The sequence below is a fragment of the Pinisolibacter sp. DMC19 genome (genome assembly GCF_056313985.1).
Map to the genome: position 1 here is coordinate 250,856 of NZ_JBQUZF010000005.1, position 14,427 is coordinate 265,282.

Sequence of the window (14,427 nt, forward strand, 5' to 3'; positions counted from 1 at the left end):
GCCGGCACCACTGGACACTGGCCGGCGCCGCGACGCACCATGGACCGGGCCGACTCGCCCGCGCCGGGTCGGTCCTCGATGCGCCTGCGCGGGAACTCCCAACCGGTGGTCTCCCATGCCCGACCCCCTCCGGCGCTACGACGATCTCACCTTCGATGCCGACCGCGTCGCCTCCGGGCGGATCGGCCGCATCGTCACGGCCTATGTCGTGGCGGTCGTGGTCGGCGCGCTGCTGCGCACCTTCGGTCTGGTGATCGAGGAGAGCCTGACCTCCGGCTTCTCCGGCATCGTCCGCCGCTTCGGCTGGTCGAGCCTCGTCGTCGTGCCGATCATGACCTCGGTCGTCGCGCTGATCGCCGCCGCCCCCTTCGCCACCGCCTTCTTCGTCGTCGCCGAAGGTCGGGCGACGCGCTCGCGCCTCGCCTGGATCCTCGCCGGCGCGGTGATCGCGGTGATTGCCCAGCTTCTCGTCACCGTCCCCTTCGACGCACCCGCGCCCGCCCTCGGCCTCCTCGGCCTCGACGCGCTGGCCGGCGCACTGGCCGGTTCGGTCGGTTGGATCGTCGCCGTCCGCTCCGCACCGCCGCCGCCCGTCCGCGACCCCTGGGCCGACATCTGACCATCTCGCGAGGAACCCGACGATGACCTCCCTCTCGCGCCTCCTCTGGCGCCTGCTCGCCGCCGGCATCGGCCTGTCGCTGGCGATCGTCGCGAGCCTCGTCGTCGGCGTCCTCGGCCTCGGCGCGATCGAGGCCGGCGAGCGCGCCGCCGTGGGCGACATGACCGGTATCGTCGCCTTCGTCGCCAATCTGATGCGCGGCAGCATCGTCCTGCCGCTCCTGCCGGCGATCGTCTGGCCGGCCTGGGCCGCGGCGATCGTGCTCGGCGAGGTGACCGCCACCCGTTCGCTCTTCGTCCATCTCGTGGTCGCCACCGGCATTGCCGTCGTCGGCGTCATGGGCGGCGTGCCGCTCCTCGTCGTCGGCCAGATCCAGGTCGTCGCCGCGATCGGCCTCGTCGCCGGTTTCACCCACTGGCTGGTCGCCGGCCGCGGCGCCGGGCTCGCGAGCCCCCGCCCGGTGGCCCGCACGGTGGAAGGAGCCACGCGCTCCACGCATGACGGAGCCGCAGAAAAGGGGATATCGGGAGAGAACTCCAACCCGTGACGAGGGAGAAGGAAGTGGCCGAGCATTTCGACGTGGTGATCGCCGGCGGCGCGATCATGGGCTCTTCCACCGCCTGGTTCCTCAAGAAAGAACTCGGCTTTTCCGGCTCCGTCCTCGTCGTCGAGAAGGACCCGACCTATGCCCGGTCGGCGACCATGCTCTCGGCCGCCTCGATCCGTCAGCAGTTCTCGACGCCGGAGAACATCCGCCTGTCGCGCTTCGGCATCGACGTCATCCGCTCGCTGAAGGAGCGCTTCGGCCCGGACGCCGACATCGGCTTCCACGAGAAGGGCTATCTGACGCTCGCCTCCGAGGCCGGCGTGCCGATCCTGAAGGCGAACCACGCCATCCAGACCGCCGAAGGCTCCGACATCGAACTGATCGCGCCCGACGAGATCGCCCGACGCTGGCCCTGCCTCTCGACCGACGGCGTCGCGCTCGCGGCCTACGGCAACTCGGGCGAAGGCTGGTTCGACGCCTGGATGTGGCTCGACATGATCCGCAAGGCCGCCAAGGGCGCCGGCGCGGTCTACACCCACGCCGCCGTCACCGGCATCGCCCGCGAGGGCAACCGCGTCACCTCGGTGACACTCTCCGACGGTCGCGAGATCGCCTGCGGCACCTTCGTCAACGCGGCCGGCCCGGCCGGTGGCGACGTGGCGAGGCTCGCCGGCATCGAACTGCCGGTCGAGCCGCGCAAGCGCTTCGTCTTCGTCGTCCATTGCCGCGAGACGGTCGAGGGTCTGCCGATGCTGATCGACGGCACCGTGATCTCGTCCGGCGTCTACGTCCGCCCCGAGGGCCAGTATTTCATCTGCGGCGTGTCACCGGAGGAGAATGCCGACGGCCGCGCCGGTGACGACGACTTCGACGTCGACTATTCGCTCTTCGACGACGTGATCTGGCCGGGTCTCGCCACCCGCATCCCCGCCTTCGAGGCGCTGAAGATGGTGCGCGCCTGGGCCGGCCACTACGACTTCCACACCTTCGACCACAACGCGGTGATCGGCCGCCACCCGGAGGTGACGAACTTCGTCTTCTGCAACGGCTTCTCCGGTCACGGCATCCAGCAGGGTCCGGGTGCGGGCCGTGCGGTGGCCGAACTCATCGCCTTCGGCGAATACCGCTCGATCGACCTCTCGGTCTTCGGCTACGATCGGCTCGCCGCCGGTCGCCCGGTGGTCGAGGCCAACATCATCTGAGGCGGAGCGCGATGGCGGACGGAGACGCGAGATCGACGGTACTCGTGATCTCCTCGCAGGTGGCGCGCGGCGCCATCGGCTCGCGGGCCGCCGGCTTCGCCCTCGAACGCCTCGGCCATGCGGTCTGGCTGGTGCCGACCGTGTGGCTGCCCTGGCACCCCGGCCACGGCCGCGCCACCCGCCTCGCCCCCGACCCCGCGGGCTTCGCCGCCGCCCTCGCCGAGATCGCCGAGAGCCCCAAGGCGGCCGAGATCGACACGGTGCTGACCGGCTATTTCGCCGACGCCGAACAGGTCGAGGCCGTCGCCCGCCTGATCGAGCGCCTGCGCCTCGTCACCCCCGGCCTGCGCCTGATCGTCGATCCGGTCATCGGCGACGCCGAGGCGACCGGCCGCGGCGCGCTCTATGTCGGCGAAGGCCTCGCCCGCGCGGTGCGCGACCGCCTGCTGCCGCTCGCCGACGTCGCCACGCCGAACCGCTTCGAGCTCGGCTGGCTCGCGGGGATGCCGGTCACGACCACCGCCGAAGCGATCGCCGCCGCCCGCGCGCTGCCGGCCCCGATCGTCGTCGCCACCTCCGCCCCGGCGCTGATGCTGCGCGCGATCGCGACGCTGCTCGTCACTGCCGACGGCGCCGTGCAGTTCGAACATCCGCTGGTCGACACCGACGCCCACGGCACCGGCGACCTCTTCGCCGGCCTGCTCGCCGCCCGCCTCTGCGACGGCCTGTCGACCGAAGCCGCCACCGCCCGTGCCGTCGCCGGCGTCTTCGAGGTGGTCGCCCGATCGGCCCGCGACGGGCTCGACGAACTGGCGCTCTCCCGCGAGCAGGACCGTTTCGTCCACCCGATGGCCCAGGTCTCCGTCCGCCGCATCGGCGAGGCGCCGCAGGGTCTCGCCACCCGCCGCCGCCCGCCGCCGCGCACCGTGACGCCGGTCGGAGGCGACGAATGAGTGGGCTGCCTGCGGGCAGACGCCTCGCCGGTATCGACGGCTGCCCCGCCGGCTGGATCGCCTGCCTCGTCGCCGACGACGGCCCGATCGCCCCCGAGATCCGCATCGTTCCCCGCCTCGCCGACCTCCTCGACGCCCCCGATGCGCCCCTCGTCGCGGCGATCGACATGCCGATCGGCCTGCCCGACGTCATCGGCCCGACGGGACGCGGCCCCGAGCGCCTCGTCCGCCCGATGCTCGGCGAGCGGCAGTCCTCGGTCTTCTCGATTCCGGCGCGGTCGGCGATCTTCGCCGGTGAAGGCCTCGACGACCGCGAAGGTTATGCGGCGGCCTGTGCCGCGGCGCTCGCCACGTCCGATCCGCCGAAGAAAGTGTCGAAACAGGCCTATTGCCTCTTCCCCAAGATCCGCGAGATCGACCGGCTGATGACGCCGGAGCGCGCCGCCCGGATCGTCGAGGCTCACCCCGAGGTCGCCTTCGCCGTGCTCAACGGCGGCGCGGCGATGACGCTGCCCAAGAAGGTCAAGAGCCGGCCGAACCCGCCCGGCCTCGACGAACGCCGCGCCCTCCTCGCCCGCCTCGGCTTTCCCGCAGACAGCCTCGTCCGCCCACCGCGGGGTGCGGGCGAAGACGACCTGATCGACGCCTGCGTTCTGGCGCTCGTCGCCCGTCGCGTCGCCCGCGGCGAGGCGGTCTCCTTCCCCGACCCGCCGCTCGTCGATCCGCGCGGCCTGCCGATCCGCATCATGGCGTGATCCGCCATCGCGCAGCGATCTGCCGGATCCCGCATAGACCTGCGACACCCCGCCGCGCGGGGCGCCGCGTGAAAATCGAACCGATTTGCGCTGCAATGCAGCGTATACGACCTTCGCGGAATGGACGGCCTCTTCGGCTTGGTCCATTCACGAGGAAAAGCAGCCTCGCGCGCCGGGAGAGACGCCGTGTCCAAGACCAATTCGGGCAACTTCTTCGAAGACTTCCGCATCGGCCAGGTGATCCGGCACGCCACGCCGCGCACCATCACGCACGGCGACGTCGCGCTCTACACCGCGCTCTACGGCTCGCGCTTCGCGGTCCAGTCGTCGGACGCCTTTGCCCGCGCGATCGGCTACCCGGAAGCCCCGGTCGACGATCTCCTCGTCTTCCACGTCGTCTTCGGCAAGACCGTGCCCGACGTCTCGCTGAACGCGGTCGCCAACCTCGGCTATGCCGGCTGCCGCTTCCTCGCCCCGGTCTACCCCGGCGACACGCTGTCGACCGTGTCGGAAGTGATCGGCCTCAAGGAGAATTCCAACGGCAAGACCGGCGTCGTCTACGTCCGCTCGACCGGCTACAACCAGCACGGCGAGGAAGTCCTCGACTACGTGCGTTGGGTCATGGTGCGCAAGGCCGACGAGAAGGCCGTCGTCGCCGAACAGCTGATCCCCGAACTCCCCGCCGCGCTCTCGCCCGACCAACTCGGCTCGGCCGTGCCGCTGCTCGACCGCGACACCTGGGACGACGTGCTCTCCGGCTCGCGCCACCGCTTCGGCGACTACAAGGCCGGCGAGCGCATCGACCACGTCGACGGCATGACGGTGGAAGAGGCCGAGCACATGCTCGCCACGCGACTCTGGCAGAACACCGCCAAGGTCCACTTCAACCAGTACACCGAGGGTCAGGGCCGCTTCGGCCGCCGCCTGATCTACGGCGGCCACGTCATCTCGCTCGCCCGCGCGCTGTCGTTCAACGGGCTCGGCAACGCCTTCCACGTCGCCGCGATCAACGGCGGCCGCCACGTCAACCCGCTCTTCGCCGGCCTGACCGTCTTCGCCTGGTCGGAAGTGCTGGAGACGGCGGAACTGCCCGGCCGCGACGACGTCGGCGCGCTGCGCCTGCGCCTCGTCGCCACCAAGGACAGGCCTTGCCTCGACCTGCCCTACAAGCTCGAGAACGGTGAATACGACCCCGCCGTCATCCTCGATCTCGACTATTGGGCGCTGATGCCGCGCTGATCGGAGCGCGAGGTATCCCCCGACCGCATCGGTGCCATGCCATGTTCGGCATCCGCACTGACACGCTCTGGCAGCGAAACCGGCGCGGGTGTTGGATCGCGCCGGCGTCATGGCTCGTGTCATCATCCCTTTGGACGTTTTGACGCACTGCCCCCAAAGGGGTTAGAAGGCTTCCAGCCGTGCGCCCGAACCCGCACCGGCCGCGGCATCGTGCCGCGGGCGTGATCGGTTCGACCGCCCCTTCAACCTCCCAGGGATCGAAGACAGGCCGATGTCGACGACAAAGACGAAAGCCGGCACCGGGGTCGAGCGCCCCCTTTCGCCGCACCTCTTCATCTACGCGCCCTCCTGGACGATGGTCATGTCCGTCGTCCATCGCATCACCGGCGCCGCGCTCTACTTCGGCACCGTCCTCCTGGCCTGGTGGCTGATCGCAGCCGCCGCCGGTCAGGCGCCCTACGCGACCGCTCAGGCCGTCTTCGGCTCGTGGATCGGCCGCCTGGTGCTCTTCGGCTACACCTGGGCTCTCGTCCATCACCTGATCGGCGGCATCCGCTTCCTGATCTGGGATTTCGGCAAGTGCTTCGAAGAGAAGCCGCGCTTCATGCTGTCGAAGCTCAACATCGTCCTCTCCGTGCCGCTGACGCTCCTGCTCTGGGTCGTCGGCTACGCCGTGAAGTGAGGTGACACCCATGCGCACCCCTCTTTCCCAGGTTCGCGGCCGCGGCTCCGCCAAGTACGGCACCGAGGACTACTGGATGCAGCGGCTGACCGCCGCCGCACTGGTCCCGCTCGGCGTCTTCCTGATCGTCTTCCTGGTCAGTCATGCCGGCGCGTCCTTCGCCTCGGCGCGCGCCGCGCTCGCCAATCCCTTCGTGGCGATCCTGCTGGCGGCGACGATCATCGCCGGCGCGATCCACATGAAGATCGGCATGCAGGTCATCATCGAGGACTACGTCCACGGCGAGCCGTGGAAGGTCGCCTGCGTCGTGCTGAACTGGTTCTTCGCGGCTCTCATCGTGGTCGGCTCGCTCTGGGCGGTCGCCAAGCTCTCGTTCGGGGTCTGAGACCATGGCTGACAACATCCTCGAGGCGCCCGGCACCACCGGCGCCGCCTATTCCTTCATCGACCACACCTTCGACGTGGTGGTGGTCGGCGCCGGTGGCGCCGGTCTGCGCGCCGTCGTCGGCGCCTCCGAGGCCGGTCTGAAGACCGCGTGCATCACCAAGGTCTTCCCGACCCGTTCGCACACGGTCGCGGCGCAGGGCGGCATCGCCGCCTCGCTCTCCAACATGGGTCGCGACGACTGGCGCTTCCACATGTACGACACCGTCAAGGGCTCCGACTGGCTCGGCGACCAGGACGCGATCGAGTACCTCGTGCGCAACGCGCCCGACGCCGTCTACGAGCTCGAGCACTGGGGCGTTCCCTTCTCGCGCACCGAGGGTGGCCAGATCTACCAGCGCCCGTTCGGCGGCATGACCACGGACTACGGCAAGGGCATCGCCCAGCGCACCTGCGCCGCCGCCGACCGGACCGGCCACGCCATCCTGCACACGCTCTACGGTCAGTCGCTGCGTCACTCGGCGGAGTTCTTCATCGAGTATTTCGCCATCGACCTGATCATGGATGCCGACGGCGCCTGCCGCGGCGTCGTGGCGCTCTGCCTCGAGGACGGCACGCTGCATCGCTTCCGTTCGCAGAAGACCATTCTGGCGACCGGCGGCTACGGCCGTGCCTACTTCTCCTGCACCTCGGCCCACACCTGCACCGGTGACGGCGGCGGCATGATCCTGCGCGCCGGCCTGCCGATGCAGGACATGGAGTTCGTGCAGTTCCACCCGACCGGCATCTACGGCGCCGGCGTCCTCATCACCGAGGGCGCGCGCGGCGAGGGCGGCTATCTCACCAACTCCGAGGGCGAGCGCTTCATGGAGCGTTACGCGCCGTCGGCCAAGGACCTCGCCTCGCGCGACGTCGTCTCGCGCTCCATCACCATGGAGATCCGCGAAGGCCGTGGCGTCGGCAAGGGCAAGGACCACATCCACCTGCACCTCAGCCACCTGGATCCGGCGATCCTGGCCGAGCGCCTGCCGGGCATCACGGAATCGGCGAAGATCTTCGCCGGCGTGGACCTGACCAAGGAGCCGATCCCGATCCTGCCGACCGTCCACTACAACATGGGCGGCATCCCGACGAACTATCACGGCGAGGTGCTGACCAAGAAGAACGGCGATCCGGACTCGGTGGTCCCGGGCCTGATGGCGATCGGCGAGGCGGCCTGCGTGTCCGTCCACGGCGCCAACCGTCTCGGCTCCAACTCGCTGACCGACCTCGTGGTCTTCGGCCGCGCGGCGGGCCTGCGCTGCAAGGAGACCGTGGTGCCGAACGGCCGCCAGCCGGAGCTTCCGGCCGGTGCCGGCGATCTCGCCGTCTCCCGCCTCGACAAGTACCGTTGGGCCGCCGGCTCGACGTCCACTGCCGAGCTGCGCAACGGCATGCAGCGCACCATGCAGAACAACTGCGCGGTGTTCCGCACCGGCGAGGTTCTGGAAGAGGGCGTCAAGCTCATCCAGCAGGTCTGGGAAGGCCTGCCGAACGTCAAGGTCACCGATCGCTCGCTGGTCTGGAACTCGGATCTCGTCGAGACCCTCGAGTTCGAGAACCTGATCGAGCAGGCGGTCGTCACCATGAACTCGGCCGAAGCCCGCAAGGAGAGCCGTGGTGCGCATGCCCGCGAGGACTATCCGAACCGCGACGACGCCAACTGGATGAAGCACACGCTGGCCTGGGCCGACGGCGCGACCAAGTCGGTCAAGCTCGACGACCGTCCGGTGCACACCTACACCATGTCGCAGGACATCGCCTACATCGAGCCGAAGGCTCGCGTGTACTGATCCCGCCCGCATCGACCCGTCGGCCGCCACGGCCGACGGACCTCGACGATCATCCTGAAGAGGTGAGACCGCAATGGTTCAGCTCACGCTTCCGAAGAACTCCACGGTGCAGATCGGCAAGACTTGGCCGAAGCCCGCCGGAGCGACCAGGCTCAAGGAATTCAAGGTCTATCGTTGGAGTCCCGACGACGGCCGCAACCCGCAGCTCGACACCTACTACATCGATCGCGACGACTGCGGTCCGATGGTGCTCGACGGTCTCATCTACATCAAGAACAAGATCGACCCGACGCTGACCTTCCGTCGCTCGTGCCGCGAAGGCATCTGCGGCTCCTGCGCGATGAACATCGACGGTCTCAACACCCTCGCCTGCACCAAGGGCATGGACGAGGTGAAGGGCGCCGTGAAGGTCTATCCGCTGCCGCACATGCCGGTGGTCAAGGACCTCATCCCGGACCTGACCAACTTCTACGCCCAGCACCGCTCGATCGAGCCCTGGCTGCAGACGGTCACGCCCACCCCGCAGACCGAGTGGAAGCAGTCCCACGCGGATCGCTCCAAGCTCGACGGTCTCTACGAGTGCATCCTGTGCGCCTCGTGCTCGACCTCGTGCCCGAGCTACTGGTGGAACGGCGACCGCTACCTCGGCCCGGCGGTCCTGCTGCAGGCCTATCGCTGGCTGATCGACAGCCGCGACGAAGCGACCGGCGACCGCCTCGACAATCTCGAGGACCCGTTCCGCCTCTATCGCTGCCACACCATCATGAACTGCGCGAACACCTGCCCCAAGGGTCTGAACCCGGCCAAGGCGATCGCGGAGATCAAGAAGATGCTGATCGAGCGCCGTCTCTGACGGTCTCGAAGCTCACGATGCGTGAAGGCCCCGGCGGGATCCGCCGGGGCCTTCGTCGTTTCGAACGATGTTTCGGGCGATCAGTTCGCCCGGCCGAAGAGGCGCATCGGGCTCGCCCGCTTCTGCATGTCGGCGACGGCGCTCGCCCAGCCGTAGCCGTCGCGCACCGCCTCGCGCAGCCAGGAGGCCGGCGTCGGGGTCTGCGGCACCACGAGGCCGACGACGTCGCCGCCCTCGTATTCGAGATCGGCGCCGGCACGGCGGGCGAGGCGCTGCATCTGGCCGTTGGAGGCGAGGCAGTTCATGTAGAGCCGCTCGATCCGCCGGTTGCGGGCGGCGAGCAGGACGCGGTCCATCAGCCGCTGGCCGAAGCCGCGGCCCTGCCAGTCGACCTCGACCGAGAAGGCCGCCTCCGCCTCGGTGCGCGAACGGCCGAGCGAGCGCAGCTCGCCGACGCCGACCAGATTGCCGCCGACGAAGACGCCGTGGATCAGCGTGTCGAGCGCGAAGCTCGTCTCGGCATAGCGCGCCACGAACTCGTCGGACGCCGCCATGCCGAAGCGGGCGCGGCGGGTCTGCGGATCGAGCCGCATCAGATGGTCCTTGAAGGCGGCCGTGTCGGCCACCCACAGCTTGCGGATCGAACCGCCGCCGGTCAGCGCGTTCATCGGTCTCACTCCTTGTCGATCGCGATGGTGCATCGCAGCATGTTTCTGCAAGAACTTCTCGCAATGCAATAAGGCTGGAAAATGGCAGTTATGCAAATTTGCGTATGAGGCGCTGGAACGACACGTCCGCCATGCAACGAAGAGCGTGCTCGCAGCGCCGCCATTCCGCCCGAAAGCACGAGAAGAGTCGCATCCCTGAAAGCCTCGCTGTAGAAGAAGGCGAGTTGTCGAGGAGACTGCGCAATGATTCGCGCCGATCGGATTGCCGTTGCCGTGATGCTCGCCGGTGCTCTCGCCGGCTGTTCCCGCATGGGGCTGAGCGACGGGCCTTCGTACGGATCGCGTCCGGCGCCGGCCACCTACGAGCCGCTGCCCGCCGCCCCGACTGCGCCGGTGACGCAGGCGACGCTGCAGCCGCTGCCGCCTCCCGGCGGTGTCCAGGCGCCGGTCGACCCCAATGCCCCGGTTCCCGGCCAGCCCGGCGTCGCCGCCGCACCGGCCGCGCCGATCGCCATGCCCGATGCCGCCAAGGCCCCGGCCATCGGCCGTACCGACCTGCTCGGCGGCTGGCGCATGGCCGCGGGCAGCGACAACTGCCAGCTCTTCATGAACCTGACCAGCTGGGCCGGCGGCTACCGCGCCACCACCCGTGGCTGCAACACGCTGGAACTGCAGAAGATCTCGGCCTGGAACCTCGAGGGCAAGACGGTCACGCTGAAGGGTTCCGACGGCTCGACCGTGGCGACGCTGGTCAACGCCGGCGGCGAGAAGTTCGCCGGCAAGACCGCCACCGCCCAAGGGATCTCCCTGTCGCGCTGAGGCCCCGATGGCGACCGTCCGGCTGCTTTCCGACGACGAACTCTCGAGCGAAGCGGCCGCCGTCTTCGCCGAGATCCGCGCCGCCCGCAACACCGACTACATCAACGACTTCTGGCGGGCGCTCGCCCACGATCCCGTCACGCTCCGGCGCACCTGGGAGAGCCTCAAGCAGGTGATGGGCCCCGGCACGATCGATCCGCTCGTGAAAGAGATGATCTACGTCGCCGTCTCGATCGCCCACGGCTGCGACTACTGCATCCACACCCACACCGCGTCCGCCCGCGCCAAGGGCATGAGCGAGGCGCAGTTCATGGAACTGGTGTCGGTGGTCGGCATGGCGGCGGAGACCAATCGCATGGTGACCGCCCTCGGTGTCGAGGTCGACGAGCGCTTCCGCACCCCGCCGGGCGCCTGAGCCCGGGACGGGATCGACCTCCCCGACGCGACGACACTGTCCGCTCTCAGTGCTCCAGTCCCGCCAGCGCGCGGGCGAAATCGGCCGCGTCGAAGGGCTCGAGATCCTCGACGCCCTCGCCGACGCCGATGAAGTGGACCGGCAGGCCGAACTTCTCGGCGACCGCGACCAGGATGCCGCCGCGGGCGGTGCCGTCGAGCTTGGTCATCACGAGGCCGGTGACGCCGGCGACCCGACCGAAGATCTCGACCTGGGTGACGGCGTTCTGACCGGTCGTGGCGTCGAGCGTCAGGACGACGTCGTGCGGCGCGGTCGGATCGTTCTTCTTGATGACGCGGACGATCTTCTCGAGCTCGGCCATCAGTTCGGTGCGGTTCTGCAACCGCCCGGCGGTGTCGATCACCACCACGTCGGAGCCGTTCTCCTTCGCCGCCACCAGCGCGTCGAAGGCGAGGCCGGCGGCGTCCGCCCCGGGTTCGCGGGCGATGACGGTGGCACCGGTGCGGGCGCCCCAGATCTTCAGCTGCTCGATCGCGGCGGCGCGGAACGTGTCGCCGGCGGCGAGCGTCACCTTCTTGCCCTCGCGGGCGAGCTTCATCGCGAGCTTGCCGATGGTCGTGGTCTTGCCCGAGCCGTTGACGCCGACGACGAGGACGACGTGGGGCTTCGCCGGTCCGTCGATCACCAGCGGCTTCGCCACGGGGGCGAGGACCTTCTCGATCTCGGACGCCAGGATGGCGCGGACCTCGTCGTCGCCGATCTCCTTGTCGAAGCGGTCGCGGCGCAGCACGTCGGTGATGCGCATGGCGGTGGCGAGACCGAGATCGGCCTGGATCAGCACGTCCTCGAGTTCTTCCAGCGTCGCCTCGTCGAGACGGCGCTTGGTAAAGATCGCGCCGATGCCGGTGGTCAGCGCCGAGGAGGTGCGGCCGAGGCCGGACTTGAGCTTCTGCCACCACGACAGCTTCGGCGCCGCGGCGGGCGCCAGATCGACCGGAGCGGACGTCGTGATGTCCAGCGCCGCCGGAACGGGCGCCGCGACGACCTCGGCGACGACCTCCTCCACCACCTCGACCGCTTCCTCGGCGGGTGCCGGCTCGACGACCGGCGGGACGGGCGCGACGGCCGGGGCCACCTCGGGGGCGGCCTTGCCGAACAGACGACCGAACAGGCCGCGCTTCTCGTTCTCGCTCATGTCACGCCTTCACGTCGTCGGTGGGGAGGGCGACGGCCCGCAGCACGCCGTCGGCATGGCCGACGACCCGCACGGGCACGATGTCGCCGATCGGCAGATTGGAGACCCCGGCGGCGTCGACGCGGACGGGGAAGAAACGTTCGGTGTGACCCTGGTCGGCCTTCTCGATCAGCACGCGGTCGATGCGGCCGACCTCGGCGTCGAGCGCGCGGCCGAGCGCCGCCTCGCCGGCCGCACGCAGACGGGCGGCGCGTTCCTTGACCACCGTCTTGGCGAGCTGCGGCATGCGCGCGGCCGGCGTGCCGGGGCGGGCCGAGAAGGGGAAGACGTGGGTGAAGGTCAGGCCGCAGTCCTCGACCAGCCGCAGCGAGCCCTCGAACATCTCGTCCGTCTCGGTCGGGAAACCGGCGATGAGGTCGGCGCCGAAGACGATGTCGGGGCGACGGGCGCGGATGTCCGCACAGAAGCGGACGGAGTCGTCCCGGGAATGGCGCCGCTTCATCCGCTTGAGGATCATGTCGTCGCCCGACTGGAGCGACAGATGGAGATGCGGCATCAGCCGCGTCTCCGCGCCGATCAGCTCGATCAGTTCCGGATCGGCCTCGACGCTGTCGATCGAGGAGATGCGCAGCCGCTCGAGCCCCTCGACGCCGCGCAGCAGCTGTCCGACGAGGCGGCCGAGCTTCGGCGTGCCCGGCAGGTCGCCGCCCCACGACGTGATGTCGACACCGGTCAGCACCACTTCGCGGTAGCCGCGCTCGACCAGGGTGCGGACCTGCTCGACCACGGCGCCGGCCGGCACCGAGCGTGAATTGCCGCGGCCGTAGGGGATGATGCAGAAGGTGCAGCGGTGGTCGCAGCCGTTCTGCACCTGGACGAAGGCACGGGTGTGCTCGGCGAAGCCGTGCACCATGTGCTCGGCCGTCTCGCGCACGGAGAAGATGTCGTTGACGCGAACCTTCTCGCTCTCGGCGATGCCGAAATCGGCCAGCGCCGACCACGACGAGGCCTCGAGCTTGGCGTCGTTGCCGATGACGAGATCGACCTCGCCCATCTCGGCGAAGGTCTCGGGCTGGACCTGGGCGGCGCAGCCGGTCACGACGATACGGGCCTTGGGATTGTCGCGGCGGGCGCGGCGGATGGTCTGGCGGGCCTGACGCACGGCTTCCGCCGTCACCGCGCAGGTGTTGACGATGACGACATCGTCCAGCCCCGCGGCACGCGCCTGCTCGCGCATGGTCTCGGATTCCGCCGTGTTGAGACGGCAACCGAGGGTGACCAGCTCGACGCTCACTCCGCCGCTCCTCGGGCCGGTGCCCGCGTCCAGGTCAGGGTGTCGCGATCGAGCACGCCCTCGAACTCGGTCTCGACCGGGCCGGTCATCATGACGTGACCGTCCTCGGGGCGCCAATGGATCAGGAGATCGCCGCCGGGCAGCGACACGCGGACGCGACGACCGGTGCGGCGGGTGCGATGGGCGGCGACGGCGGCGGCGCAGGCGCCGGTGCCGCAGGCGCGGGTGAGGCCGGCGCCGCGTTCCCATACGCGCAGGATCAGGCTCTCGTCGCTCGTCACCTGCGCCAGCGAGATGTTGGCACGCTCGGGGAAGATCGGGTGATGCTCGAGCATCGGGCCGATCGCAGCGAGGTCGTAGATCTCGATGTCGTCGACGAAGAAGATCGCGTGCGGGTTGCCCATCGACACGACCGAGGGCGAATGCAGGATCGGCGCGTCGATCGGGCCGATCTGCAGCTCGATGGCGCGGGTGTCGGCGAAGGGCTCGGAGAGCGGGATCTCGTTCCACTTCAGCCGCGGTTCGCCCATGTCGACGGTGACGAGCTCGGGCTCGCCGGCGTCCGAGGCGTAGAGCAGCCCGGCGCGGGTCTCGATGGTGACGGACGCCTTGTCCTTCTCCTGCATCAGCACCCAGCCGATGCACCGGGTCGCATTGCCGCAGGCAGAGACCTCGCCGCCGTCGGCGTTGTCGATCCGCATGAAGGCATCGGCTCCGGCGTCGGAACGCTCGATGGTGATCATCTGGTCGAAGCCGATACCGGTCTTCCGGTCGCCGAGACGGGCGATTTCCTCCGACGTCAGACGCGGCGCGCCGCCGCGCGCGTCGAACACCAGGAAGTCGTTGCCGAGCCCGTTCATCTTGCGAAAGGGGATCGCGGTCGTCATGGTCGCTCCGGAGATGCGGCACGCTGCAGTCTTGCGGGCGCCGGTCGCATCACATATGGCGAAACTCGGTCGAAAAGACCAGT

General features: G+C 69.4%; 16 protein-coding genes. 12 read left to right on the forward strand and 4 right to left on the reverse strand.

From position 1 onward, the window contains the following. Positions 1-115 precede the first annotated feature (115 nt). The 10 genes from ACT53U_RS14385 (at position 116) to ACT53U_RS14430 (ending at position 9,066) form a co-directional block, all read left to right on the forward strand. On the forward strand, positions 116-619 hold the full coding sequence (locus ACT53U_RS14385) for a hypothetical protein (RefSeq protein ID WP_476156161.1): 504 nt from the start codon (positions 116-118) through the stop codon (positions 617-619). 22 nt (positions 620-641) lie between these two features. After that, positions 642-1,166 carry a hypothetical protein gene (locus tag ACT53U_RS14390; protein WP_476156163.1) on the forward strand — a complete coding sequence of 175 codons (525 nt, stop codon included), beginning with the start codon at positions 642-644 and terminating at the stop codon, positions 1,164-1,166. Continuing rightward, positions 1,163-2,368, forward strand: coding sequence for an NAD(P)/FAD-dependent oxidoreductase (locus ACT53U_RS14395; RefSeq protein ID WP_476156164.1), 1,206 nt, complete (start codon positions 1,163-1,165; stop codon positions 2,366-2,368). Before ACT53U_RS14390 ends, ACT53U_RS14395 begins: the two co-directional genes overlap by 4 nt. A gap of 44 nt (positions 2,369-2,412) precedes the next feature. After that, entirely contained in the window at positions 2,413-3,321 is a 909-nt protein-coding gene (gene pdxY, locus ACT53U_RS14400) for a pyridoxal kinase (protein WP_476156166.1), read from the forward strand. Continuing rightward, positions 3,318-4,076: a DUF429 domain-containing protein gene (locus ACT53U_RS14405; RefSeq protein ID WP_476156168.1), complete on the forward strand. Its 759-nt coding sequence runs from the start codon at positions 3,318-3,320 to the stop codon at positions 4,074-4,076. The genes pdxY and ACT53U_RS14405 overlap by 4 nt, the downstream gene beginning before the upstream one ends. A gap of 186 nt (positions 4,077-4,262) precedes the next feature. Continuing rightward, a complete protein-coding gene (locus ACT53U_RS14410; protein ID WP_476156169.1) occupies positions 4,263-5,315 on the forward strand; it encodes a MaoC family dehydratase in 1,053 nt (350 codons plus the stop codon). Between the two features lie 271 nt (positions 5,316-5,586). Further along, entirely contained in the window at positions 5,587-5,997 is a 411-nt protein-coding gene (gene sdhC / locus ACT53U_RS14415) for a succinate dehydrogenase, cytochrome b556 subunit (RefSeq protein WP_476156171.1), read from the forward strand. A gap of 10 nt (positions 5,998-6,007) precedes the next feature. Then, complete coding sequence (gene sdhD / locus ACT53U_RS14420; protein ID WP_476156173.1) at positions 6,008-6,382, forward strand: succinate dehydrogenase, hydrophobic membrane anchor protein; 375 nt, start codon at positions 6,008-6,010, stop codon at positions 6,380-6,382. A 4-nt stretch (positions 6,383-6,386) separates the two neighbouring features. After that, positions 6,387-8,213: a succinate dehydrogenase flavoprotein subunit gene (gene sdhA, locus ACT53U_RS14425; RefSeq protein WP_476156175.1), complete on the forward strand. Its 1,827-nt coding sequence runs from the start codon at positions 6,387-6,389 to the stop codon at positions 8,211-8,213. Positions 8,214-8,286: 73 nt separating this feature from the next. Continuing rightward, on the forward strand, positions 8,287-9,066 hold the full coding sequence (locus tag ACT53U_RS14430; protein ID WP_476156177.1) for a succinate dehydrogenase iron-sulfur subunit: 780 nt from the start codon (positions 8,287-8,289) through the stop codon (positions 9,064-9,066). Between the two features lie 80 nt (positions 9,067-9,146). Here ACT53U_RS14430 and ACT53U_RS14435 read toward each other — a convergent pair whose 3' ends face one another. Next, the gene (locus ACT53U_RS14435; protein WP_476156179.1) at positions 9,147-9,734 is read right to left on the reverse strand and encodes a GNAT family N-acetyltransferase; all 588 of its coding nucleotides are present in this window, start codon (positions 9,732-9,734) and stop codon (positions 9,147-9,149) included. Between the two features lie 243 nt (positions 9,735-9,977). On the opposite strand from ACT53U_RS14435, the gene ACT53U_RS14440 reads away from it, so the two are divergent. After that, complete coding sequence (locus ACT53U_RS14440; protein ID WP_476156180.1) at positions 9,978-10,553, forward strand: AprI/Inh family metalloprotease inhibitor; 576 nt, start codon at positions 9,978-9,980, stop codon at positions 10,551-10,553. A 7-nt stretch (positions 10,554-10,560) separates the two neighbouring features. Next, positions 10,561-10,968 carry a carboxymuconolactone decarboxylase family protein gene (locus tag ACT53U_RS14445; RefSeq protein ID WP_476156182.1) on the forward strand — a complete coding sequence of 136 codons (408 nt, stop codon included), beginning with the start codon at positions 10,561-10,563 and terminating at the stop codon, positions 10,966-10,968. 46 nt (positions 10,969-11,014) lie between these two features. Here ACT53U_RS14445 and ftsY read toward each other — a convergent pair whose 3' ends face one another. The 3 genes from ftsY to dapF are packed head-to-tail and all read right to left on the reverse strand — an operon-like array spanning position 11,015 to position 14,344. Continuing rightward, positions 11,015-12,163: a signal recognition particle-docking protein FtsY gene (gene ftsY, locus ACT53U_RS14450; protein WP_476156183.1), complete on the reverse strand. Its 1,149-nt coding sequence runs from the start codon at positions 12,161-12,163 to the stop codon at positions 11,015-11,017. A 1-nt stretch (position 12,164) separates the two neighbouring features. Further along, positions 12,165-13,457: a tRNA (N(6)-L-threonylcarbamoyladenosine(37)-C(2))-methylthiotransferase MtaB gene (mtaB, locus tag ACT53U_RS14455; protein WP_476156185.1), complete on the reverse strand. Its 1,293-nt coding sequence runs from the start codon at positions 13,455-13,457 to the stop codon at positions 12,165-12,167. Continuing rightward, positions 13,454-14,344, reverse strand: a complete 891-nt coding sequence (dapF, locus tag ACT53U_RS14460) for a diaminopimelate epimerase (RefSeq protein WP_476156187.1) — start codon at positions 14,342-14,344, stop codon at positions 13,454-13,456. Before dapF ends, mtaB begins: the two co-directional genes overlap by 4 nt. Positions 14,345-14,427 lie beyond the last annotated feature (83 nt).